The following is a 20,996-nucleotide window of genomic DNA, read 5'->3' on the forward strand; positions in this document are numbered from 1 at the left end:
CGGCATCAGGCCTTCGGGATGTCGAAGAGGGAGGGGAACTTCGCGGCCAGGGCGATGTCGCCCTTGACCTTGATCTTGCCGCGCATGGCGAGCATGGTCGGGTTGCCCCGGCCCGTCGCCATCTTGACGAACTCCGGCGGCGCCATCATCAGCGAGGCGTCGTAGGACTCGCCCGCCTCGGGCGAGACGGCGCACGTGCCCTCGTCGATGACGATCTCGTAGGTGTCGTGGGGCTGCTCGTCCGGGCCTCCGGTGATGCGGAACTGGACGGTGCCGGCGACCCCCTTCGCCTTGTCGGGCCGGAAGAGCTCGGGGAACCGGCCGAAGACGGCGTCGAGGACGGCACCACGGTGCTCACCACGCATCGTCTCCGAGATCTCCTTGTCGGACATCTGCTTGACGGTCCGGGCGAACTCCTCGGGCGTCATCGAGTCGAAGGTCGACGGGTCCAACTCCATGCGGTGCAGCTCCTTCGTGCGCGGGTTGCTGCGACCATACCCACGGGTAACCACCCCGGCAACGCGTGCGCCGGGGTGGTTCCGCTCACGCCTTCTTGGCAGCCGCCTTCTTCGTGGCCTTCTTCGCCGTCGACTTCGTGGCCTTCTTCGCGGTCTTCTTGGCCGTCTTCTTCGCCGACTTCTTGCGAGTCGTCGGCCCCTTGGCGCGCTTCTCCGCGATGAGCTCGTAGGCCCGCTCCGCGGTGAGCGTCTCGGGCTCGTCACCGCGACGGAGGGTGGCATTGGTCTCACCGTCGGTGACGTAGGGGCCGAAGCGCCCGTCCTTGACGACGACCTTCTTGCCGCTCACCGGGTCCTCGCCAAACTCCGCCAGCGGCGGCTTGGCCGCGGCGCGGCCACGCTGCTTGGGCTGGGCGTAGATCGCGAGGGCCTCCTCGAGGGTCATCGTGAAAAGCTGCTCCTCGGACTCGATGGAGCGCGAGTCGGTGCCCTTCTTCAGGTAGGGCCCATAGCGACCGTTCTGCGCGGTGATCGGCACCTCGACGGACTTCTCCGCGCCGTCCTCACCGGTCGTGGTCTCGGTGACCGTGCCGATCGTGCGCGGCAGCGAGAGGAGCTTCAGCGCCTGCTCGAGGTCGACCGTCGAGGGGTCCATGCTCTTGAAGAGCGAGGCCGTGCGCGGCTTGACCTTGGCCTTGCCACGCTTGGGCTTGTCGTCGGCCGACTCCTCGAGCACCTCGGTGACGTAGGGGCCGTAACGACCGTTCTTGACGACGACGTCGCGGCCGGTCTCGGGGTCCTGGCCCAGGACCCGACCGTCGTCGGCGGCCGCGGCGAGGAACTCGCGCGCCATCGCCGGCGTGAGCTCGTCGGGCGCCACGTCGTCGGTGATCGTCGCCCGCTTGGGCGCCGGCGTCGTCTTCGTCTCGTCGGTGACCTCACCGGTGGCCGGGTCGACCCCCTTCGGCACGACCTCCTCGACGTAGGGGCCGTAACGACCGACCCGCACGACGATGCCGTCGCCGATCTCGATCGTCGAGATCGCCCGGGCGTCGATGTCGCCGAGGTCGGATACCAGCTCGGACAGGCCGGGGCCGCTGCCCTCGTCGCCGTAGTAGAAGCGCTGCAGCCAGGCGACGCGGTCGGCGTCGCCGGCGGCGATCTCGTCGAGGTCGACCTCCATCGACGCGGTGAAGTCGTAGTCGACGAGCCGGCTGAAGTGCACCTCCATCAGGCGGGTCACCGCGAAAGCCAACCACGTCGGGACGAGCGCGGTGCCCTTCTTGCGGACGTAGCCGCGGTCCTGGATCGTGCTGATCGTCGAGGCATAGGTGGAGGGGCGGCCGATGCCGAGCTCCTCCATCTTCTTGACCAGCGAGGCCTCGGTGTAGCGCGCCGGCGGTGAGGTCTCGTGACCCGACGCGGTCGCGTCGACAACGTCGAGGCTCGCGCCCTCCTCGACCTTGGGCAGGCGTGCCTCGCCGTCCTTGTCCGGCTGCGCCGGCTCGTCGGTGCCCTCCTCGTAGGCGGCGAGGAAGCCGCGGAAGGTGATGACCGTGCCGGAGGCGGTGTACTCGGCGAGCTCGCCGGCCTCGCAGCCGGCGAGGTCGGCGCGCATGCGGATCGTCGCGGTCGAGCCCTTGGCGTCGGCCATCTGCGAGGCGACCGTGCGCTTCCAGATCAGCTCGTAGAGCCGGAACTCGTCGCCCCGCAGCTCACCGGCCACCTGCGCCGGGGTGCGGAAGCGGTCGCCGGCGGGGCGGATCGCCTCGTGCGCCTCCTGCGCGTTCTTGGACTTCTTGCCGTAGACGCGCGGCGACTCGGGCACGAAGTCGGCGCCGTACATGTCGCGGGCCTGGCCGCGGGCGGCGTCGAGCGCCGAGCTCGACAGGTTGGTGCTGTCGGTACGCATGTAGGTGATGTAGCCGTTCTCGTACAGCTTCTGCGCCACGCCCATCGCCGCCTTGGAGCCGAGGCCGAGCTTGCGGCCGGCCTCCTGCTGCAGCGTCGACGTGGTGAAGGGGGCGTACGGCCGGCGCGTGTAGGGCTTCTCGGAGACCGAGCTGACGGTCACCGCCGCCGCGATCGTCGCCTCGGCGACCTGGGTGGCGGCACGCTCGTCGAGCGCGCGGGCGTCCTTCTTGACCGCGCCGGTGTCGTCGAAGTCGGAGCCGGTGGCGACCTTGCGTCCGTCGAGGCTGGCCAGGCGCGCGGCGAAGGGGGCCGCACCGGTGCTGAACTTGCCCTCGACACTCCAGTAGGAGGCGACCTTGAAGGCCATCCGCTCGCGCTCGCGCTCGACGACGATGCGGGTGGCGACCGACTGCACACGACCGGCGGACAGCCCCGCCTTGACCTTGCGCCACAGGACCGGCGAGACCTCGTAGCCGTAGAGACGGTCGAGGATGCGGCGCGACTCCTGCGCGTTGACGAGGTCGAGGTCGAGCTCGCGGGTGTCCTCGACGGCCCGCTGGATGGCCTCCTTGGTGATCTCGTGGAAGACCATCCGCTTGACGGGGACCTTGGGCTTGAGCGTCTCGAGCAGGTGCCACGCGATGGCCTCGCCCTCGCGGTCCTCATCGGTGGCGAGGTAGAGGGTGTCGGCGTCCTTGAGCAGACGCTTGAGCTCGGTGACCTTCTTCTTCTTGTCCGGGTCGACGACGTAGAAGGGCTCGAAGCCCTCTTCGATGTTGATCCCGAAGCGACCGAAGGGACCCTTCTTCATGTCCGCCGGCATCTCGGACGGGGTCGGGATGTCCCGGATGTGCCCCACCGACGCCTCGACGGCGTAGTCCGGACCGAGGTACCCCGCGATGGTCTTGGCCTTGGCGGGTGACTCGACGATGACGAGCTTGCTGGCCATGTGCGCCTCATCTCTCGACCTCACGTGCAGCGGATTCGTCGCTGCCTCGACGTGGGGTCATCTCGGGGCGACCGTACTACGCCGTGCGGGCCGACCCCCTTCGCCCCGGGATGGGGACTGGCGTTTTATTGAAGATACAAGTATTGTGGTCGGCATGACCACTCCTCCCGTCCTCTTCCTCTCGCACGGCGCCCCGCCGCTGGCTGACGACGCCCGGTGGACCGCCGAGCTGGCCCGCTGGTCGGCCGACTTCGACACACCGAAGAACATCCTCATGGTCTCGGCCCACTGGGAGGACGCGCCGGTCACGGTGAGCCCGACCCAGCGCAAGGTGCCGCTCACCTACGACTTCTGGGGCTTCCCCCAGCACTACTACGAGGTGCAGTACGACGCACCTCTCGCACCCGAGCTCGCCTCGGAGGTCTCCGGCCTGCTCAAGGCGAAGGGGGTCGACGTCCAGCGGGACGAGACCCGCGGCCTCGACCACGGCGCCTACGTGCCCCTCGTGGAGATGTACCCCGACGCGGACGTGCCGGTGCTGCAGATGTCGATGCCGACCCTCGACCCGCACCAGCTCGTCGAGCTCGGCCGGGCGCTGGCGCCGCTGCGCGACCAAGGCACCCTCATCGTCGGGTCCGGCTTCACGACGCACAACCTGCGCTGGTTCAACCCCCGCGCCGGTGCCGACTCCACGCCGCCGACCGCGTCGAGCGAGTTCGACCACTGGGCCGCCGAGACCGTCGCCGCCGGCGACGTCGACTCCCTCGAGCGGATGCTCGAGCTCGCCCCCGCCGGCCACGAGGCGCACCCGCGCACCGAGCACTGGGCCCCGCTCTACATCGCGATGGGTGCGGCCGAGGCATCCGGCGCGACGCAGCGCGATGTCGCGGTCGACGGCTTCTGGTTCGGCCTGTCGAAGCGCTCCTGGCAGTTCAGCTGAGCGTCCACGGGCAGTCCTCCCCATCGCACGTGTGAGGTGGTGTCGTTAGTGTCCTGCGAGAGGGGCGACCACACCGCCCGCACCACGGACAGGGAGACCACCATGAAGAAGCTCGTCACGCTGGCCATCGCCGGCACCTTCACGCTCGGCCTGACGGCCTGCGGCAGCGGCAACGACGCGGAGCAGGCCGTCGAGGACTTCGCCGCCGCGGCCAAGGACAAGGACTACGCCGCGCTGTGCGAGTCCTTCGACCCCGAGATCGTCAAGACGCTCGAGGAGGCCGACCCGGGCAAGGACTGCGAGACGATCTTCAAGGAGAACGAGAAGGAGCTGCAGATCCCCGACAACGCGGACGTCGACATCCAGAGCTCCGAGATCGCCGAGGACGAGAAGACCGCGACCGTCAAGGTCAAGAACCAGGACGGCGACGAGGAGGAGATCAAGCTCAAGAAGGTCGACGACGAGTGGAAGATCACCTTCGACGGCATGAGCTGATCACCCAGCACGACACGAAGGGCGGCCCGGTCACCGGGCCGCCCTTCGTCGTCCCCGCTCCCACGCCCGGTCGAGGGCACCGCTCCCTGAGTGGGTCCCACGTTCCGCGTGGGCGGTCGCCCGCGACCGTCTCGAAGGGACGCGCACGTCGAGAGGATCCGGCGTGGCGTCAAGCCGAAGTCGAGAACGACGACGGGACCACACGAGGACGAAGGACTTCGGCAGCGCGCCGGGTCTTCTCGACGGGAGCACCGCAACCGAACCGGCGCGCTACGACGGACCAGGCGGGGACGGCCTACTCCGGCAGGAGCAGCCCGTCGGCGGCCAGCCGCCGCACGAGGGTCGCGCCGGCGCCGAGGGCCTCGCCCGTGGGCACGTCGAGCAGGGCGCTGATCGCGGTGAGCGACTGACGCGCGGTGAGGTCGCCGTCGCAGACGGACACGAGGGCTGCGTCGAGGGTGTCGAGCCGGACCGAGCGCGCCAGACCGCCACCCTGCCGCAGGATGATGACATTGGGGTCGCTGGCGCCCGGCGTCGCGTGCGTCTCGGTGGTCACGTCGGGTGCGCAGCGCCACGCGGTGTCGAGCAGGGCGTCGTCGTCGAGCCCGGCGAGCCGGTCGCGGGCGACGAGTCCCGCGGCGACCGTCGGCCCCATCGGGGTCGCCACCGGTCCGGTCGCCTCGACGAGGTCGACGAAGGGAGCCCGCTCCCCCGTCGGCCGGTGCAGGGTGATGATGCCGAAGCCGATCTGCCTGACATCGCGCGAGGCGAAGTCGTCGAGCCACGCGCCGACGAGCGCGTCGTGCTCGCTGGTGCCCGGCAGGTGCCCGCCGTCGCGGGTCCACAGCTCGGCGTACTCCGCCGGGTCCTGGACATCGCGCTGGACGACCCACGCATCCAGGCCACTGGCCTCGACCCACGCGCCGACGCGCTCGCGCCAGTCCTGGCCGGCGGCGGTCTCCCAGTTGCCGAGCAGCTGGGCGACGCCACCGGGCGCCAGGTGCGCGCCGATGCCCTGGGTGAGCGCGGCGACGACGTGGTCGCCGGCGGCCCCGCCGTCGCGGTACTCGTAGAGCGGCACGTCACCGCTGCGCGGCGTGATGACGAAGGGGGGATTGCTCACGACGAGGTCGAAGGCCTCGCCGACCACCGGATCGAGGAAGGAACCCTCCCGCAGGTCCCAGTCGACGTGGTTGAGGGCGGCGTTGAAGCGGGCGTAGCCCAGGGCTCGCCGGGACAGGTCGGTGGCGACGACGGAGTCGGCGTGACCCGACAGGTGCAGGGCCTGGACGCCGCACCCGGTGCCGACGTCGAGCGCGCGGGCGACACGGGTGCGCGGGGTCCACGACGCGAGGGTCGTCGAGGCGCCGCCGATGCCCAGGACGTGGTCGACGGGCAGCGGCTCGCTGCGCGCGTGCTCCGTCGGGTCGGAGGCGACCCACCAGGCGTGCCCGACGTCGTCGCCGTAGGGGCGCAGGTCGCAGGTGGCGACGACGTGCGCGCCGTGGGGCTCGACGACCCCGAGCCGCACGGCCCCGGTGACCCCCGTGCGCGGCAGGGCCCGGGCGAGGTCGTCGGCGGCAGTGGGCAGCCCGAGGCCGAAGCACCCGATGAGGACCCCGAGGGGGTCGGTGGCTCCGGCGACCGCGCGCCGGGCGGGCAGCACCTGCTCGCGGCCCAGGGCCGCAGCGGCCAGGGCACCGAGGCGTTCGTGGACCTCGTCGACGCCGAAGGCGGCGTCCGTGAGATCCGCGCGCAGGTCGTCGAGCAGCTCGGGGTCGGCGCGGGGCGTGGTGCTGGAGGTCACCTGCCGAGCCTAGCCAGCCCGCCCCCTTCGCCGGCACCACCTGGGGCGGCGCCGACGAAGGGGGCCCGGGCGGGCCGTCACGCGCGCTGGACGGCCGGCTCGCTGTCGCTGTCGGCCATCGCGACGTCGTCCCGCTTGGTGATGACGAGCGCGACGACGACGACGAGCAGCGCCACGGCGGCGATGCCCCAGCGGATCATCTGGTCGCCGTCGCTGCCGAGGTAGAGCGTCACGACAGCGGGTGCGATGAGGACGGCGACGAGGTTCATCACCTTGATGAGGGGGTTGATCGCCGGCCCGGCGGTGTCCTTGAAGGGGTCGCCGACGGTGTCGCCGATGACGGCTGCCTCGTGCCCGGGCGAGCCCTTGCCGCCGTGGTGGCCGTCCTCGACGATCTTCTTCGCGTTGTCCCACGCACCACCGGAGTTGGCGAGGAAGACGGCCATGAGCGCACCGCAGGCGATGGCGCCGGCGAGGAACCCGGCGAGGGCACCGATGCCCAGTCCGAAGCCGACGATGATCGGCGTGAGCGCCGCGAGGAGGCCGGGCGTGGCGAGCTTCGCGAGGGAGTCGCGGGTGCAGATGTCGACGACCCGGGCGTACTCGGGCTTCTCGGTGCCCTCCATGATCCCGGGGTGCTCGCGGAACTGCCGCCGCACCTCGTGGACGATCGAGCCGGCCGCGACGGTCACGGCGTTGATCGCGAGCCCGGAGAAGAGGAAGACGACCGCGGCGCCGATGAGCACACCGACGAGGACGCTCGGCGAGACGATCTGGGTGTTGACCATCTGCTCGAAGTCGGCGACCCGGTCGGCGCTGACCGACCCCTCGTCGATGCCCCGCACGGTCGAGGTCCACGCGTCGGTGTAGCTGCCGAAGAGCGCCGTCGCGGCGAGCACCGCCGTCGCGATGGCGATGCCCTTGGTGATCGCCTTGGTCGTGTTGCCGACCGCGTCGAGCTCGGTGAGCACCTGGGCGGCCTCGCCATCGACGTCACCGGACATCTCGGCGATGCCCTGGGCGTTGTCGGAGACGGGGCCGAAGGTGTCCATGGCGACGATCACCCCGACCGTCGTCAGCAGACCGCACCCAGCCAGGGCGATGAAGAAGAGGCCGAGGACGACCGATGATCCGCCGAGGAGGAAGGCGAGGTAGATGACGACGGCGATCGTCACCACCTTGTAGACCGCAGACTCCAGGCCGAGCGAGATGCCGGAGAGGATCACCGTCGCCGCACCGGTCTCGGTGGTGCGCGCGACGTCCTTGGTCGGGCGCGAGTCGGTGCCGGTGTAGTAACCGGTCATCCGCAGGATGACCGCGGCAAGCACGATGCCCAGGACGACGGCGAGGAGCGCGGCCCGGCGCGGGTCGCCGACGAGCTGGGCGACGGTCTCGTTGGGCGAGGACAGGTCGCCGTAGGAGTCGGGCAGGTAGAGGTAGGCCGCCCCTGCGCACAGCACCGCCGAGATGACCGCGGAGATGTAGAAGCCGCGGTTGATGGCGTCGAGGGCGGACTCTCCCCCCTTCGCCCGGGTGATGAAGATGCCGATCATCGCGGTGACGGCGCCGATCGCCGGGATGAGCAGGGGGAAGACCAGACCGTAGGAGCCGAAGGCCGCGGACCCGAGGATCAGGGCGGCCACGAGCATGACGGCGTAGGACTCGAAGAGGTCGGCCGCCATGCCGGCGCAGTCACCGACGTTGTCCCCGACGTTGTCGGCGATCGTCGCGGCATTGCGCGGGTCGTCCTCGGGGATGCCGGCCTCGACCTTGCCGACGAGGTCGGCGCCGACGTCGGCGGCCTTGGTGAAGATGCCTCCGCCAACCCGCATGAACATCGCGAGCAGCGCGGCGCCGAAGCCGAATCCCTCGAGCACCTTGGGGGCGTCACCGCGGTAGGCCAGGACGACGATCGCCGCACCGATGAGGCCGAGCCCGACGGTGAACATGCCGACGGTGCCGCCGGTGCGGAAGGCGATGCGCATGCCGTCGTCGCGCCCGGCGGAGCGCGCCGCCTCGGCGACGCGGACATTGGCCTTGACCGCGAGCGACATGCCGAGATAGCCGATGGCCGCCGAGAAGGCGGCGCCGAGGACGAAGAAGCCCGATCGGCCCCATCGCACGCCTGCCGAGTCGGCCGGGAGGAGGAGCAGCAGCACGAAGACGAGCGCCACGAAGATCACGAGGGTGCGGAACTGGCGTCGGAGGTAGGCGTGCGCGCCCTCCTCGACCGCCCCGGCGATCTCCTGCATGCGATCGGTCCCGGCGCCGGCGGCGATGACCTGCTGCCGCAGGACGACGCCGAGCGCGAGGGCCACGACCCCGATGGCGGCGACGCCACCCACGAGGGCCAGGTTGGTGCTGTCGAGGTCGATCGACGACGCGGTGGACAGGGTCGCGAGCGTGACTGCCATGCCATCCTCCTTGATGAGCGCGGGTCACGGTCGGTCCGCCGTCGAGGCGGGCTCAGCCGTTGGCCCACACTACTGCCGGGTCGGTCTCGGGTGTCGCCTGTGCGCTCCCCTCGACGTCGCCGGGAGGGTTCACGCCACCTGCTCCTCGCCGTCGGCCTCGGCGCGGGCCGCCGGGTCCTGCCGCACGGCGGCGACGATCGCCCGGGCGAGCTGCTCGGCGCCCCGTGCGAGGACCTCGTCACGCCAGGACGCGCTGTGCCCCGTCTGCACGATGCGTCCCTCGGCCATCAGGTCGGCGTGCTCGAGGCGGTCGAAGGGGGTCCCGTCCACCGCGTAACCGCGCAGGTGGCGCAGTCGCAGGGCCGCGACGACGGCGTCGGTGTCGACGAGGTCCGGCCGGCCGACGTTGACGAGCAGCGCGCCGGGCTGGAGCGCCCCGAGTCCGGCCAGGTCGAGGATCGGGGTCGATGGCGAAGCGGCCGATGCGCAGATCGCGAGCGCACGGGCCCGGTGGAGCACCTCGTCGGTCGACGTCATCTCGATGCCGACGTGCTCGGCCGTGCGTCGCGCCGTCGGGTGGGGGTCGGCGCCGACGACCCGCATCCCGATGCCGGTGGCGATGCGGGCCAGGTGCAGTCCGACCCGGCCGACGCCGAGGACCCCGAGCGTGCTCCCGCACAGCTCGACCCCCTGCAGCGAGGTCGACGCGTCGACCCGTCCGCGGGAGCGGTCGTTGGCCAGGTGCGAACGGGTCGCGAGCGACAGCAGCAGGCCGAGGGCGTGCTCGGCGACGGCACCGGACGCGGGGTCGGGCAGGGTGGTGAGCGTCAGGCGACGTCGGGCTGATGCACCGAGGGCGAGATGCTCGGCGTCGCCGGCGTGGAGGACGAGCGAGTGCAGGCGGGGCAGTCGCCCGAGCAGCTCGTCGTCGAGTCTGGGTGCCACGGACGGCGTGGTCGCCACGACGGTGGCGTGACGCAGCAGGTGCGCGGCCTCGGAGGCATCGGGGGTCGCGTGCCTCACGACCACCTCGAGGCGCGCGTGCTCGGTGATGCACGCCGACTGCGCCGGGCTCAGCGGCTCGGCTCCTGCGTGGCTCAGCACCACGACGTGCTCACCCACGGGGGCTCCTCACCGTCGAGACGTGATGTGGGGACCACCCTCCCACCCGGAGACTGGCGCGTCCGGGACCGCAGGCCGCGCGGCGTGGCGGCCGGGCGGACGACCTAGGGCTGGCCGCCCGCGGCGGACGACCTCGGGCTGGCCGCCGCGGCAGCGGCGACGGCGCTCTCGAGGTCGGGGTGGATCTCGAGGAGCTGGTCGAGACCGGTGATGGTGAAGACCCGCACGACCCGCTCGTGCGCAGCGGCGACGGTCATCGTCCCGCCGTGGCGCGCCAGCCGCTTGAGCCGACCGACGACGATGCCCAGGCCGGTGGAGTCCATGAAGGTGACCTCGGTGAGGTCGAGCGTCAGCCGCCTGCGCCCGTCGGCGATGAGGGCCTCGAGCGCGTCGCGCAGGATCGCGGCAGAGGTCACGTCGATCTCCCCGGCCACGTGGACGACGTGGACCGGGCCGGACTCGCTGGTCGTGACGGTGGTGGGCACCGGCCTACCGTAGACGACATGTCACGGCAGATCCCAGACGCTCCCGAGCTGCTCGCGGGGCTCGCGGCGGGTCGCGAGGAGCGCCTGCGGCACATCGAGCGGATCCCCGCGCGGGCGGCCGACGAGGTCGACCTGCCCGACTGGGTCGCCCCTCCCCTGCGCGGCGCCCTCGCCGGGGCCGGCATCGACCGGCTGTGGTCCCACCAGGCCCGCGCGGCCGAGGCGGCGCGTGACGGGAGGCACGTCGTGCTGGCGACCGGCACGGCCTCGGGCAAGTCACTGGGCTATCTCCTCCCTTCGCTCACGGCGGTGCTCGAGGGCCGCTCGGCGGCCAACGGGCGGGGCGCGACCGCCCTCTACCTCTCCCCCACCAAGGCGCTGGCCGCCGACCAGCTGGCCCGCATCCAGTCGTGGGCGGTGCCGGGGATCCGGGCGGCGACCTATGACGGCGACACCCCGACCGACGAGCGTCGCTGGATCCGCGACCACGCCGACGTGATCCTCACCAACCCCGACCTCGTCCACCACTCCCTGCTGCCGGGGCACGAGCACTGGGCGCACGTGCTGCGGCGGCTGCGCTACGTCGTCGTCGACGAATGCCACGTCTACCGCGGGGTCTTCGGCTCCCACGTGGCGCTGCTGCTGCGACGTCTGCGGCGCGTCGCGCGGCGCTACGGCGCCGACCCGGTCTTCGTCCTCGCCTCGGCGACGGTGGGCGACCCTGGCACCCACGCCGCCCGCCTCATCGGCGACGACGTGCTCGAGGTGACCGAGGACGGCTCGCCCCGCGGCGCCCTGACCTTCGCCCTGTGGCAGCCACCCGAGGACGAGGAGGGCAACCGGCGCTCGCCGACGACCGAGGCCGCCGACCTCATGGCCCACCTCGTGGGACGCGATGTGCAGACCCTGGCCTTCGCCCGGTCACGAGCGGGGGTCGAGGCGCTCGCGTCGTCCGCGGCGCGTCAGGTGAGCATCACCGACGAAGGGAGGATCGCCGCCTACCGGGGTGGGTACCTGCCCGAGGAGCGACGGGTCATCGAGCGACGCCTGCGCGAGCGCGACCTGCTCGGGCTGGCCGCGACCAACGCGCTCGAGCTGGGCATCGACGTCGCCGGGCTCGACGTCGTGCTCATGGCCGGGTGGCCCGGCCGCCTGGCCTCGGTATGGCAGCAGGCCGGACGCGCCGGCCGCGACGGGCAGGACGCCCTCGCCGTGCTGCTGGCCGCCGACGACCCGCTCGACACGTGGGTCGTCGAGCACCCCGAGGCGATCTTCGACGCGCCGGTCGAGTCGAGCGTCCTCGACCCGACCAACCTGCGCGTCCTCGTCCCGCACGTGGCGTGCGCCGCCGCGGAGATCCCGGTGACGCTCGCCGACGAGCAGTGGTTCGGCGACGGCCTCGCGGGGGTCCTCGAGGTGCTCGTCGCCCGCGGGCTGCTGCGCAAGCGGCCCGGCGGGTGGTTCTGGACCCGGCCCGACCGACCGGGTGAGCACGTCTCCCTTCGCGGCATCGGCGAGGTGGTGAGCATCGTCGAGGGCAGGTCCGGTCGGGTCATCGGGACCATCGACGCGGAGTCGGCCCACAGCCAGGTGCACACCGGCGCGGTCCACGTGCACCAGGGCCGCACCCATGTCGTCACCGAGCTCGACCTCGAGCAGGCCACGGCCACCGTCGCCGTGGGTGACCCCGGGTGGTCGACCCACGCCCAGTCCGTCTCCTCCTTCGACGTCGTCTCGGAGGAGTCGGGTGTCGACCACGGTCCGGTGCGCATCAGCTTCGGGCGGGTCGACGTGCGCCACCGGGTGACCGGCTTCCTGCGCCGGCTGCCGAGCGGCGAGGTCATCGGTCGGCACGACCTCGACCTGCCCGAGCGCACCCTGTCGACCCACGCCGTCTGGTGGACGATGACGCCGCAGTCCCTGGCGGCTGCGGGCATCGACGAGGCGGACGTGCCGGGTGCCGCCCACGCTGCCGAGCACGCGGCGATCGGCATGCTGCCGCTGCTGGCCACCTGCGACCGGTGGGACATCGGCGGGGTCTCCACGGACCTGCACCCCGACACCGGGCTGCCGACGATCATGGTCTACGACGGGCACCCGGGCGGCGCGGGCTTCGCGGCGACGGCGCACGAGCGCATCGGGCAGTGGCTCGCGATGACCCGCGAGACCATCGCCGGGTGCGGGTGCGGCCAGCGCGGCTGCCCGGCCTGCGTCGTCTCGCCCAAGTGCGGCAACGGCAACGAACCCCTCGACGCGAGAGGCGCGCTCGCCCTGCTTGACCTGCTCCTGGACGCTCTGGGTCATAAGGTGGAGGACCGCATGTCGGCGCCCCCTGGCTGACGCAGACGAAAGGACCACCATGGTCATCCTTGGCCTCATCCTCGTCCTCATCGCCGTCGCCATCGGCGCGGCCCTGCTGCTCGGCACCCAGGCCCCGGAGGTCTCGGGTCAGGAGGTCGACATCCGTCTCTTCGACGCCGTGACGATCAACCTCAACCCGCTGACCCTCGTCATCGCCGGCATGCTGACGATGCTCCTGCTCTGGCTGGGCCTGGTCATGATCAAGGCGGCACTGACCCGCAAGGCCAAGCAGCGCCGCCTGCGCAAGGAGCAGGAGGCCGAGTCCAAGCGCCGGCTCGCGGAGCAGGAGGCGGCGCACCAGCAGGAGCTGCGCGAGCGTGAGCGGGCCATCGAGGACCAGCGCGTCTCCACCGAGATCGCCCGCGAGCGGGCCGAGGTCGCCGAGCGCCACGACCCGACGATCGACGCGCCGACCGAGCGGATCAGCACCCGTGACGCCGCTCGCGGCGCTCCCGCGGACGACGCCACCCGCCCGATCGCGCGCGACGGTGGACCGGTCGACGACGCCACCCGCCCCATCCGCCGTGACCCACGCCCCTGAGAGCCGGCGATGATCCTCGCCGGCCTGGTGCTCGCGGCCCTTGCGGCCGCCCTGCACGTCTTCATCTTCTACCTCGAGTCCTTCGCGTGGACGACCCGCGCCCGCGGGGTGTTCGGTACGAGTGCCGAGGAGGCCGAGGCAACGCGCGAGCTCGCCTTCAACCAGGGCTTCTACAACCTCTTCCTCGCGATCGCGGTCTTCGTCGGCATCGCCGCCTTCGCGCTGGGCTCCGACACCGTGGGTGCGACGCTCGTGCTCGTCGGGGCCGGGTCGATGCTCGCCGCCAGCCTCGTGCTGCTGCTGTCTAGCCCCGACAAAGCAGCCGCCGCCGTCAAGCAGGGGACCCTGCCGGCGCTCGCGGTTGCCGCCCTGGTCGTGGGGCTGCTCGTCTGATCCCGCCCGCACCGACGTGCGCTGGGTCACCGCCAGCCGGCGGTGACGACTCACTCCTGCGCGCCCGGCCCGGCGCGCGCCCGGCCCTCGGCCTGCTCAGGCCCCACCCCCGCCAGGCGAAGGGGGATCTCCGCCGCGACCGTGACGGTCACGTCGCCACCGCCCGCGACCACGCAGGAGAGGACCTCGACGTCGTGCCGACGGGCGACACGGGTGGCCTCGGTGCACGCGCCCGCAGGGTCCGAGACCTGCTGGTAATCGATGGCCCCGGCGAGCGCCGCGACGTCGGCGGCCGAGCGCGCGACGTGCGCGGCCCGCACGGCCGACAGCACCGCGAGCGTGGCGACCGTCGCCGTCAGCAGGACGGCGATCAGCCCGACGGCCAGCACGCTCGACGACCCGGCCTCTCCTCGCAGCTCAGGGCCCGACATCGACCGACTCCACCCGCGCGGTCGACGAGCAGCTGCTCTCGGGCGCGACGAAGGAGACCCCGACCGGCGTCGGGCTGGTCACCGTCACGGTGACGTCCCCGCCGGAGCGAGCGACCTCGACGTGCGCTCCCTCGGGCGCGGTCCGTCCGGCGAGCTCCAGTGCCCGGGCCGGCGCCTCGCCGCGCGCGAGCTCGCGGACCGCCACCCTCGCCGCATCGACGCAGCGGACCCGGTCGACGCCCCACGAGAGCGCGGACAGGCAGATGACCAGGACGAGCACGACCGCGGGGAGGGTGAGGGCGAGCTCCGCCGTCACCATCCCCGCGTCGTCGGTCGCCCTAGCGGATGCCGAGCGCCTCGAGGATGACATCCGACAACCCGGACTTGATGCCCCCGGACTTCACGACCGCGAGCAGGACGATGGCAAAGGTGCACGCGGCGAGCGTGCCGACCGCGTACTCCGCCGTCGTCATGCCGGCCTCGCACGCCAGCCGGGCCCGGTGGCGCCACCGGACGATGGACCTCTTCATGGGACTCTCCTGCCTGTCGGCGGCACCCGATGTGCCGCGGTGAGGTCCACACTTCGCTCGCCGGGAGCCGGGTGGCAGGTGCCGCCCGAAACTGTGGACAGCCGCCTCTCCTCCGACAGCGGTGGGGATGACCTCCGGCCCAGCACGGGCCGGGCCGCCAGATGCGGGCGCCGTCGTCCGCGGACGGCTAGCCTCTGGCCACGAGCACGACATGGGGGGGTGCGATGGCGACGAATAGGGGCACGGTGGACCGCCGTGGGGCGCGACGGGACCTGTGGGTCGTCGGGGGCGCTGTGTTGCTCGCCGTCCTCGTCACCTTTGGGCTGTCGGTCGTCCGGGACAGCACGCCCGGCGTGGTGTCGAGCGAAGGGGGCAGCACCAGCACCTGCACCGCACCGCCGGGGGCGGGCGCAGCCTTCAGCGACTTCATCCCCACCGAGGACGACGCGGACTTCGAGCTCGTCGAGGTCAGGCTGATCGGCGCGAACAACCTCGAGCTCGTCGAGGCGAGGGCGGTCGCGGTCCCGGAGGAGAGGCAGGAACGGACCCCCTTCGGCGCCGCGCACTGGCCGCTCAGCAGCGACGGTCAGTGGTGGTGGGACGAGGCAGGTCGCCAGCAGGGCCCCCTCGCCGGTTGGATCGGGGTGATGCTGCACGTCTCGCGCCCCGACCCGACGAGAGCGGGCACGAGCGACGCGCTCGAGATCGACTACACCTCCCGCGGCCGTCCCGGCACCCTCGAGCGAGCGCAAGGGCTGCGGGTGGCCGAGAGGTGCTGAGCCGCCGTCACCCGAGCTGCGTGCCGACGAGGACGACGACGATCGGCACCACGGCCGTGGCGATGAAGGCCGGGAGGAAGCACAGCCCGAGGGGCAGCACGAGAAGCACGGCGGCACGGCCGCCCGCCTCCTCGAGCCGTCGGGACTCGGTGTCCCGCAGGGTCGCAGCGGCCTCGAGCAGCACGGCCGCCGAGGGCGCCCCGACGGTGTTGGCGATGACGAAGGCCGTCGCGGTCGGTCCCCACGACGACCGCGCGTAGCCCCAGGCCCGGTCCATCGAGCGCCCCCAACGCAGCGCAGCCGCCACCTTGCGCAGGTCGGCCGCGGCGCCGGCCGCGGCGACCTCGGCGACCTCGTCGAGCGCCTGCACCAGACCCCGGCCGGACTGGAGGGCCAGTGCGAGCAGCACGGTCGCGTCGGCCACGTCGTCGACGGTCAGCGGAGGTGAGGGCGCGCCGTCGGGCACCGGCTCGACGCCACGGCTCCACGGGCCGAAGGGCGCCGCCCTCCCCGGCCACAGGCCGACGCCGAGCACGACGAGGAGCACCACCGCCGCACTCATGTCTCCTCCCGTGGGGCGACGGCCCGCCCGAGGACCCAGCGGCAGACCAACCACCCCGCTGCCGTCAGCGCGAGACCGACGACGACGCTGACCATCGTGAGCGGGCTGTGGCCGTATACCTCCCACGGGGTCAGCCCGAAGGCGAAGCCGGCGAGCAGCCCGGCCAGGGGCAGCAGGGTCAGCAGGTGCATCGTCGCCCGGGCACCCGCGGTCGAGGCGTCGAGCCGACGCCGGGCCTGCACCCGGGCTCGCAGCACTTTGGCGCTCGTGGCCATCGACGGGGCGAGCGCGACACCGAGGTCCTCGCTGAGCGACCAGGCACCCGCCACCGGCGCCAGGTGCGGGTGGTCACGGGCATGCAGCTGCCAGACCGCGCCCGCGGCTCCCCCTCGGGCCAGCTGTACCCCGACCTCCTCCAGGACCTCTCGCCACGGCCGGGGTGCCTCACGTGCGACGACGTCCACCGCCGAGACCGGGGTCGCGCCGGAGCGCAGCGCCATGGCGAGCAGGTCGGCGACCGTGGCGAGCGACTCGAGGTCCTCGATCGGCGCCCTGCCGGCCCGGACCCGCCGCCACCAGCCGAGGGCTGCTGGCCCCCGGGCGGGGACTGCGTCTGTGCCCCGCAGACCCACCCGACTCGCGCGCCCCGGCCACACCAGCGCGGCTGCCAGGACGAGGCCCACGACGGCGAGGCTCATGAGCGCACCCCGGGCAAGGGGCCGATCGAGTCGACGACCCGCCGGCCACCCACCCGCCGCAGGTGGACCACCACCTCGAGGGCGCTGGCCACCTGGGCACGCACCGCGTCGCGCGCCATGCCGGCGAGTGCCCCGAGCGCCTCGAGCCGGCTCGGGACGTCCTCGGCGCGGTTGGCGTGCAGGGTGCCGCAGCCACCCTCGTGCCCGGTGTTGAGGGCGAGCAGCAGGTCGCGGACCTCGGCACCGCGCACCTCTCCGACGACGAGTCGGTCGGGACGCATGCGTAGCGCCTGACGCACGAGGTCGACCATCGTCACCTCACCCGCGCCCTCGGTGTTGGCCGATCTGGCCTGCAGACGCACCACATGGGGGTGACCGACCTGGATCTCCCCGACGTCCTCCACGACGACGAGACGCTCGGCGTCGGGCACCTCGGCGAGGAGCGCCGCGAGCAGGGTCGTCTTGCCGGTGCCGGTGCCGCCCGTGACGACGTAGGCCCGCCGCTCGGCGACGATCTCGCGCAGCGCGTCGGCCTGTGCGCTCGTCGTCATGCCGAGCCGGACGAGGGCGTCGAGACCACCGCCCCGGTGCCGCGGGATGCGCAGGCTGAGGTGCGCTCCCCCGGCGACGAGGGGCGGGAGGACGGCGTGCAGGCGGATGCCGCGTGGCAGCAGGCCGTCGACCCAGGGCTGGGCGTCGTCGAGCCGCCGCCCTGCCGTCGCCGAGAGTCGGGTCGCCAGACGCCGGACGGCATCGGCATCACCCACGTCGAGGTCGACCCGGGTGACGCCCTCCCCGCGGTCGACCCACACCGAACCGTCGCCGTTGACGAGGACGTCGGTGACGCGCTCGTCCTCGACGAGCGGGTCGAGCACACCCAGCCCCATGAGATCGGCTCGCAGCTCACCGGACCGCCGAGCAGCTCCGCCCCGGCCGAGTCGGGCCGCCTCGCTGCGGGCGACCTCGTCGATGACGCCCGGGTCGGGTGCGCGGCCCGCCTCGACCTGCGCGTCGATCGCGCTGGACCACCTCATGACGCCAACCCGAGGACGCGCTCGGCCAGCCCTGAGCTCTGGCTCGGCAGCGCATCGGCCAGCGACCTCGCCACCTCGCCGACGGGACCGCGAGGGCGCGGGGCCCGCCCGCGGGCCTCCTCCCGCAGCACCCCCGGGTCGTCCGCCAGGTGGTCGAGCAGCGGCAGTCCCAGGTGCTCGGCGGCACGGTTGGCGACCCGCTCGGAGCGTCGCGGCCCACGCGTGACGAGCAGTGCGTGGTCGCACGCGCCGCCCATCACCTCGACGAGGGCCTCGCCGTCACGCAGCCAGCGAGGCCGCAGCCCGACGACCACCACGACGACGTCGGCCAGCTCGCGCCACACGGGCGGGACCCGCCCCGAGCACGGGAGGTCGACGACGACCGGCCCTGCGGCGGACAGCCCGCGCACGACCTCGGTGACGACGGCCGGCGAGGGACGTGGGCCCCGGGCAGCGAGCACCGGGACCGGCCCAAGCGGCAGGGCACCGCGCAGCCGGCCCACGTCGACCTCGCCCTCGTGCTCGGCCAGGTCGGACCACCTCAGCCCGTCGAGGTGCTCGACCGCGACCGTCGCATCGAGCCCGCCGGCACCGAAGGCACCGTCGACGAGCACCGGTGAGGCGTCGCGGGCGAGGACTGTGGCGGTGACGGCGGCCAGGGTGGAGACGCCCAGCCCGCCGGATGCTCCGGTGAGGATGACGATCGGGTGCATGCCTCGACCCTGCCGCCGGACCAGCGGCCCGCGTGGGCGATCGCGGCGCCTGTGGAGACCGCCCGTGCGGAGTGGAGGTCTGGGGACGAAGCCCCTGTGTCATCTCCCCCGGAAAAGGGGACGGCCCCGGCGGGGGAGCGCCGGGGCCGTCAACGCGCGAGCTCGGGGGGAGGGAGCCGTGCGTTGGCCGCTCAACCCGAAGGGAGCAGCTGGTACAACTGTAACCCCGAGTCGGGGTCCACGCCTACTCAGCGATCAGGACGGGTGGTGACTCACTGACCGAGGCGTCCTGCGCGCACCGAGTCGGCCACCCGCCAGCCCTCCTCCGCGCCCGCCACGAGGGAGTCGCCGCAGTGCGTCAGCCACAGGGTCACCCCCGGCTGGCCGCCGTGGACGTAGCCGTTGAGCGAACCCAGGTACGCCGGTCCCCCTTCGTGCCCGTGGCCGGCCTCGGGCACCGCGACACCGGTGGGGTCCAGCCCGGTCGCGGCGATCAGGGCTCGCTCGACGGCGCGGGCGACGAGTCCGTTGCCCACGACGAAGGGACGCGCCGCCGCGATCTCGGCGTGGACGATGGAGGCGACGACCAGGGCCGGCGCCTCGCTCGCGTGGCGCATGAGCTCGATGATCCCGTCGAGGCGGGCCCGCAGCTGCGCGCCCGTCGGGGCCGGACCGAGGTCGGCGAACTCCTCGCACCCCTCCCCCTCGACGCGCGGTCGACCGAGCTGGTCGCGGTCGGTGACGAGCTGGGCCGCCGCAGCGGTGTGCAGCCTGGCGAGCGCCTGACCCGGCGACCGGGTCACGAGGTCGCGCAGGTGCTCGGTCTCGGCCGTCGCGGCGATGGCACCGTGGATGACCCGCTCGGCCGGGTCCGGGTCGGGGTTGCGCTCGCGGGCGCCCCGCATGAGGTCGCGCACGATCGTCGCGGTCGAGCGGGCGCCGTCGAGCTCCGCGCTGGCCCACGCCCCGCGCACCCGCGACTCCGCGGAGGCCTCGGGGATCCGCCGACGCAGGGCCTCGTGCCACCGCAGGTTGGTGCACACCTCCCGGGCACGATCCGAGGCGGCGGCCACCTCGGGCAGGTCGGCGAGCTGGGTCAGGGCGGTGACGAGAGGGCTGGAGACGGGCACCCGTCCAGCCTAGGCCGCACTAGGGTGCCGCCATGGACGCCGGCCTGCACGTGCCCACTGTGGCAGTCGTCACGGGCGCCTTCCTCGCGCTGGGCCTGGCCGTCGTCCTGGTGCGGTGGCGTCGGGCCCGCCCGGGCTTCATCTCGGTGACCGACCACGCCACCTACGACACGCTCCACACCGCCTCCGTGGCCGGGCGTCACCTCGCCGACGGCTTCACCGACGACGGCTGCGAGCGCGCCGCGCCCTACCTGCGGGCGATGCTCGCCACCCCGGGGCTGGCCGTCTGCGACACCTCGTCGGTCATCGTGTGGGAGGGCGAAGGGGGACACCACCTGCCGGCCGTCATGGACCACGCGGCACCGGTCCTCACCTCGGGCCAGTCGGTCGTCCTCGGGCCCGACGTCGTGACCTGCACCTCCGTCGAGTGCCCGATCCGGGCGGCGGTCATCGCCCCGGTGACGGTCGACGACCGGGTCATCGGGGCGATCGCCGGGTACGGCCCGACCGTGTCGGCGGGTCTGGCGCGCGCCGCCGACGAGGTGGCCTCCTGGGTGGCGACGCAGGTCGAGCTGGCAGACCTGTCCTTCGAGCGCACCCGGGCGATGGAGGCCGAGCTGCGGGCCCTGCGGGCGCAGATCTCCCCGCACTTCATCTACAACTCCCTTGCGGCGATCGCCTCGTTCGTGCGGACCGATCCGGCCCGGGCGCGCGAGCTGCTCCTGGAGTTCGCCGACTTCACCCGCTACGCCCTCCGACGCGACGGCGCCTTCACCACGGTGAGCGAGGAACTGCGCAATGTCGAGCGCTATCTCGTCCTCGAGCAGGCGCGCTTCGGTGAACGCCTGGGCATCACCCTCAAGATCGCCCCTGAGGTCCTGCCCGTGCGAGTCCCCTACCTCGCGATCCAGCCCTTGGTCGAAAATGCGGTTCGCCATGGGCTGGCGCCCAAGGAGGGCCCGGGCCACGTGACGCTGACCGCCTCCGACCACGGCTCCGAGGCCGAGTTCAGCATCGACGACGACGGTGTCGGCGCCCACCCCGAGGCGATCCGCAAGGTGCTCGACGGCCAGTCACGCGCCGACTCGGTCGGTCTGGGCAATGTCGACGCCCGGCTGCGTCAGGTATACGGCGAGGAGTTCGGGCTCGTCGTCGACACGGCGCCCGGCGCCGGGATGCGGGTCTCCTTCCGGGTACCCAAGTACTCCCCTGCTCTCGAGGATCCGGCCTAGTCTGGTGG

Annotated in this window: 21 protein-coding genes; 7 read left to right on the plus strand and 14 right to left on the minus strand. The window is 72.8% G+C overall.

From position 1 onward, the window contains the following. Positions 1-5 precede the first annotated feature (5 nt). The gene (locus NYE39_RS08045) at positions 6-458 is read right to left on the minus strand and encodes an SCP2 sterol-binding domain-containing protein (protein WP_072625475.1); all 453 of its coding nucleotides are present in this window, start codon (positions 456-458) and stop codon (positions 6-8) included. Between the two features lie 85 nt (positions 459-543). Then, positions 544-3,321 carry a type I DNA topoisomerase gene (topA, locus tag NYE39_RS08050; RefSeq protein WP_341012366.1) on the minus strand — a complete coding sequence of 926 codons (2,778 nt, stop codon included), beginning with the start codon at positions 3,319-3,321 and terminating at the stop codon, positions 544-546. 154 nt (positions 3,322-3,475) lie between these two features. On the opposite strand from topA, the gene NYE39_RS08055 reads away from it, so the two are divergent. Further along, positions 3,476-4,261: a dioxygenase family protein gene (locus tag NYE39_RS08055; protein WP_072625477.1), complete on the plus strand. Its 786-nt coding sequence runs from the start codon at positions 3,476-3,478 to the stop codon at positions 4,259-4,261. A 102-nt stretch (positions 4,262-4,363) separates the two neighbouring features. Next, positions 4,364-4,756 carry a DUF4878 domain-containing protein gene (locus tag NYE39_RS08060; protein WP_072625478.1) on the plus strand — a complete coding sequence of 131 codons (393 nt, stop codon included), beginning with the start codon at positions 4,364-4,366 and terminating at the stop codon, positions 4,754-4,756. A gap of 295 nt (positions 4,757-5,051) precedes the next feature. Here NYE39_RS08060 and NYE39_RS08065 read toward each other — a convergent pair whose 3' ends face one another. The 4 genes from NYE39_RS08065 to NYE39_RS08080 all read right to left on the minus strand — a co-directional run bounded on the left by NYE39_RS08065 (position 5,052) and on the right by NYE39_RS08080 (position 10,584). Beyond that, positions 5,052-6,563 (minus strand): DUF7059 domain-containing protein, encoded by a 1,512-nt coding sequence (locus NYE39_RS08065; RefSeq protein WP_341012367.1) that lies wholly within the window; start codon positions 6,561-6,563, stop codon positions 5,052-5,054. 77 nt (positions 6,564-6,640) lie between these two features. Beyond that, positions 6,641-8,977 (minus strand): sodium-translocating pyrophosphatase, encoded by a 2,337-nt coding sequence (locus tag NYE39_RS08070; RefSeq protein WP_341012368.1) that lies wholly within the window; start codon positions 8,975-8,977, stop codon positions 6,641-6,643. A gap of 129 nt (positions 8,978-9,106) precedes the next feature. After that, on the minus strand, positions 9,107-10,099 hold the full coding sequence (locus NYE39_RS08075) for a 2-hydroxyacid dehydrogenase (RefSeq protein ID WP_072625481.1): 993 nt from the start codon (positions 10,097-10,099) through the stop codon (positions 9,107-9,109). A 104-nt stretch (positions 10,100-10,203) separates the two neighbouring features. Then, entirely contained in the window at positions 10,204-10,584 is a 381-nt protein-coding gene (locus NYE39_RS08080; protein WP_072625482.1) for an STAS domain-containing protein, read from the minus strand. Between the two features lie 18 nt (positions 10,585-10,602). Here NYE39_RS08080 and NYE39_RS08085 point away from each other — a divergent pair, with 18 nt between their 5' ends. The 3 genes from NYE39_RS08085 to NYE39_RS08095 are packed head-to-tail and all read left to right on the plus strand — an operon-like array spanning position 10,603 to position 13,879. Further along, positions 10,603-12,924, plus strand: a complete 2,322-nt coding sequence (locus NYE39_RS08085; RefSeq protein WP_072625483.1) for a DEAD/DEAH box helicase — start codon at positions 10,603-10,605, stop codon at positions 12,922-12,924. A 19-nt stretch (positions 12,925-12,943) separates the two neighbouring features. After that, the gene (locus tag NYE39_RS08090) at positions 12,944-13,486 is read left to right on the plus strand and encodes a hypothetical protein (protein WP_072625484.1); all 543 of its coding nucleotides are present in this window, start codon (positions 12,944-12,946) and stop codon (positions 13,484-13,486) included. A 9-nt stretch (positions 13,487-13,495) separates the two neighbouring features. Then, positions 13,496-13,879 carry a DUF1304 domain-containing protein gene (locus NYE39_RS08095; protein WP_072625485.1) on the plus strand — a complete coding sequence of 128 codons (384 nt, stop codon included), beginning with the start codon at positions 13,496-13,498 and terminating at the stop codon, positions 13,877-13,879. Positions 13,880-13,929: 50 nt separating this feature from the next. Here NYE39_RS08095 and NYE39_RS08100 read toward each other — a convergent pair whose 3' ends face one another. The 3 genes from NYE39_RS08100 to NYE39_RS08110 are packed head-to-tail and all read right to left on the minus strand — an operon-like array spanning position 13,930 to position 14,840. Next, complete coding sequence (locus NYE39_RS08100; protein ID WP_072625486.1) at positions 13,930-14,310, minus strand: Rv3654c family TadE-like protein; 381 nt, start codon at positions 14,308-14,310, stop codon at positions 13,930-13,932. Next, on the minus strand, positions 14,297-14,629 hold the full coding sequence (locus NYE39_RS08105) for a TadE family type IV pilus minor pilin (protein WP_072625487.1): 333 nt from the start codon (positions 14,627-14,629) through the stop codon (positions 14,297-14,299). Before NYE39_RS08105 ends, NYE39_RS08100 begins: the two co-directional genes overlap by 14 nt. Before the next feature lie 19 nt (positions 14,630-14,648). Then, entirely contained in the window at positions 14,649-14,840 is a 192-nt protein-coding gene (locus NYE39_RS08110) for a DUF4244 domain-containing protein (protein ID WP_072625488.1), read from the minus strand. Between the two features lie 224 nt (positions 14,841-15,064). On the opposite strand from NYE39_RS08110, the gene NYE39_RS08115 reads away from it, so the two are divergent. After that, positions 15,065-15,619: a hypothetical protein gene (locus NYE39_RS08115; protein ID WP_341012369.1), complete on the plus strand. Its 555-nt coding sequence runs from the start codon at positions 15,065-15,067 to the stop codon at positions 15,617-15,619. 7 nt (positions 15,620-15,626) lie between these two features. Here the strand turns inward: NYE39_RS08115 and NYE39_RS08120 are convergent, their stop codons facing one another. The 5 genes from NYE39_RS08120 to NYE39_RS08140 all read right to left on the minus strand — a co-directional run bounded on the left by NYE39_RS08120 (position 15,627) and on the right by NYE39_RS08140 (position 19,756). Then, positions 15,627-16,181 carry a type II secretion system F family protein gene (locus tag NYE39_RS08120; RefSeq protein WP_083546176.1) on the minus strand — a complete coding sequence of 185 codons (555 nt, stop codon included), beginning with the start codon at positions 16,179-16,181 and terminating at the stop codon, positions 15,627-15,629. Further along, positions 16,178-16,879, minus strand: a complete 702-nt coding sequence (locus NYE39_RS08125; protein WP_072625491.1) for a type II secretion system F family protein — start codon at positions 16,877-16,879, stop codon at positions 16,178-16,180. Before NYE39_RS08125 ends, NYE39_RS08120 begins: the two co-directional genes overlap by 4 nt. Then, complete coding sequence (locus tag NYE39_RS08130; RefSeq protein ID WP_072625492.1) at positions 16,876-17,913, minus strand: TadA family conjugal transfer-associated ATPase; 1,038 nt, start codon at positions 17,911-17,913, stop codon at positions 16,876-16,878. The genes NYE39_RS08125 and NYE39_RS08130 overlap by 4 nt, the downstream gene beginning before the upstream one ends. Further along, on the minus strand, positions 17,910-18,626 hold the full coding sequence (locus NYE39_RS08135; protein ID WP_072625493.1) for a hypothetical protein: 717 nt from the start codon (positions 18,624-18,626) through the stop codon (positions 17,910-17,912). Before NYE39_RS08135 ends, NYE39_RS08130 begins: the two co-directional genes overlap by 4 nt. A gap of 272 nt (positions 18,627-18,898) precedes the next feature. Beyond that, positions 18,899-19,756, minus strand: coding sequence for a Fic family protein (locus NYE39_RS08140; protein ID WP_072625494.1), 858 nt, complete (start codon positions 19,754-19,756; stop codon positions 18,899-18,901). A 32-nt stretch (positions 19,757-19,788) separates the two neighbouring features. Between NYE39_RS08140 and NYE39_RS08145 the strand changes: the two genes are divergently transcribed. Further along, positions 19,789-20,988, plus strand: a complete 1,200-nt coding sequence (locus NYE39_RS08145) for a sensor histidine kinase (RefSeq protein WP_341012371.1) — start codon at positions 19,789-19,791, stop codon at positions 20,986-20,988. Positions 20,989-20,996: the final 8 nt, after the last annotated feature.

The organism is Janibacter sp. FSL W8-0316 (assembly GCF_038004165.1).
Lineage (GTDB): Bacteria > Actinomycetota > Actinomycetes > Actinomycetales > Dermatophilaceae > Janibacter > Janibacter indicus.

Bases quoted from the DNA above. Each gene is read 5' to 3' on its own strand.
- NYE39_RS08045 (WP_072625475.1), bottom strand. From the start codon at position 458: ATGGAGTTGGACCCGTCGACCTTCGACTCGATGACGCCCGAGGAGTTC.
- topA (WP_341012366.1), bottom strand. From the start codon at position 3,321: ATGGCCAGCAAGCTCGTCATCGTCGAGTCACCCGCCAAGGCCAAGACC.
- NYE39_RS08055 (WP_072625477.1), top strand. From the start codon at position 3,476: ATGACCACTCCTCCCGTCCTCTTCCTCTCGCACGGCGCCCCGCCGCTG.
- NYE39_RS08060 (WP_072625478.1), top strand. From the start codon at position 4,364: ATGAAGAAGCTCGTCACGCTGGCCATCGCCGGCACCTTCACGCTCGGC.
- NYE39_RS08070 (WP_341012368.1), bottom strand. From the start codon at position 8,977: ATGGCAGTCACGCTCGCGACCCTGTCCACCGCGTCGTCGATCGACCTC.
- NYE39_RS08085 (WP_072625483.1), top strand. From the start codon at position 10,603: ATGTCACGGCAGATCCCAGACGCTCCCGAGCTGCTCGCGGGGCTCGCG.
- NYE39_RS08090 (WP_072625484.1), top strand. From the start codon at position 12,944: ATGGTCATCCTTGGCCTCATCCTCGTCCTCATCGCCGTCGCCATCGGC.
- NYE39_RS08095 (WP_072625485.1), top strand. From the start codon at position 13,496: ATGATCCTCGCCGGCCTGGTGCTCGCGGCCCTTGCGGCCGCCCTGCAC.
- NYE39_RS08100 (WP_072625486.1), bottom strand. From the start codon at position 14,310: ATGTCGGGCCCTGAGCTGCGAGGAGAGGCCGGGTCGTCGAGCGTGCTG.
- NYE39_RS08105 (WP_072625487.1), bottom strand. From the start codon at position 14,629: ATGGTGACGGCGGAGCTCGCCCTCACCCTCCCCGCGGTCGTGCTCGTC.
- NYE39_RS08110 (WP_072625488.1), bottom strand. From the start codon at position 14,840: ATGAAGAGGTCCATCGTCCGGTGGCGCCACCGGGCCCGGCTGGCGTGC.
- NYE39_RS08115 (WP_341012369.1), top strand. From the start codon at position 15,065: ATGGCGACGAATAGGGGCACGGTGGACCGCCGTGGGGCGCGACGGGAC.
- NYE39_RS08120 (WP_083546176.1), bottom strand. From the start codon at position 16,181: ATGAGTGCGGCGGTGGTGCTCCTCGTCGTGCTCGGCGTCGGCCTGTGG.
- NYE39_RS08125 (WP_072625491.1), bottom strand. From the start codon at position 16,879: ATGAGCCTCGCCGTCGTGGGCCTCGTCCTGGCAGCCGCGCTGGTGTGG.
- NYE39_RS08130 (WP_072625492.1), bottom strand. From the start codon at position 17,913: ATGAGGTGGTCCAGCGCGATCGACGCGCAGGTCGAGGCGGGCCGCGCA.
- NYE39_RS08135 (WP_072625493.1), bottom strand. From the start codon at position 18,626: ATGCACCCGATCGTCATCCTCACCGGAGCATCCGGCGGGCTGGGCGTC.
- NYE39_RS08145 (WP_341012371.1), top strand. From the start codon at position 19,789: ATGGACGCCGGCCTGCACGTGCCCACTGTGGCAGTCGTCACGGGCGCC.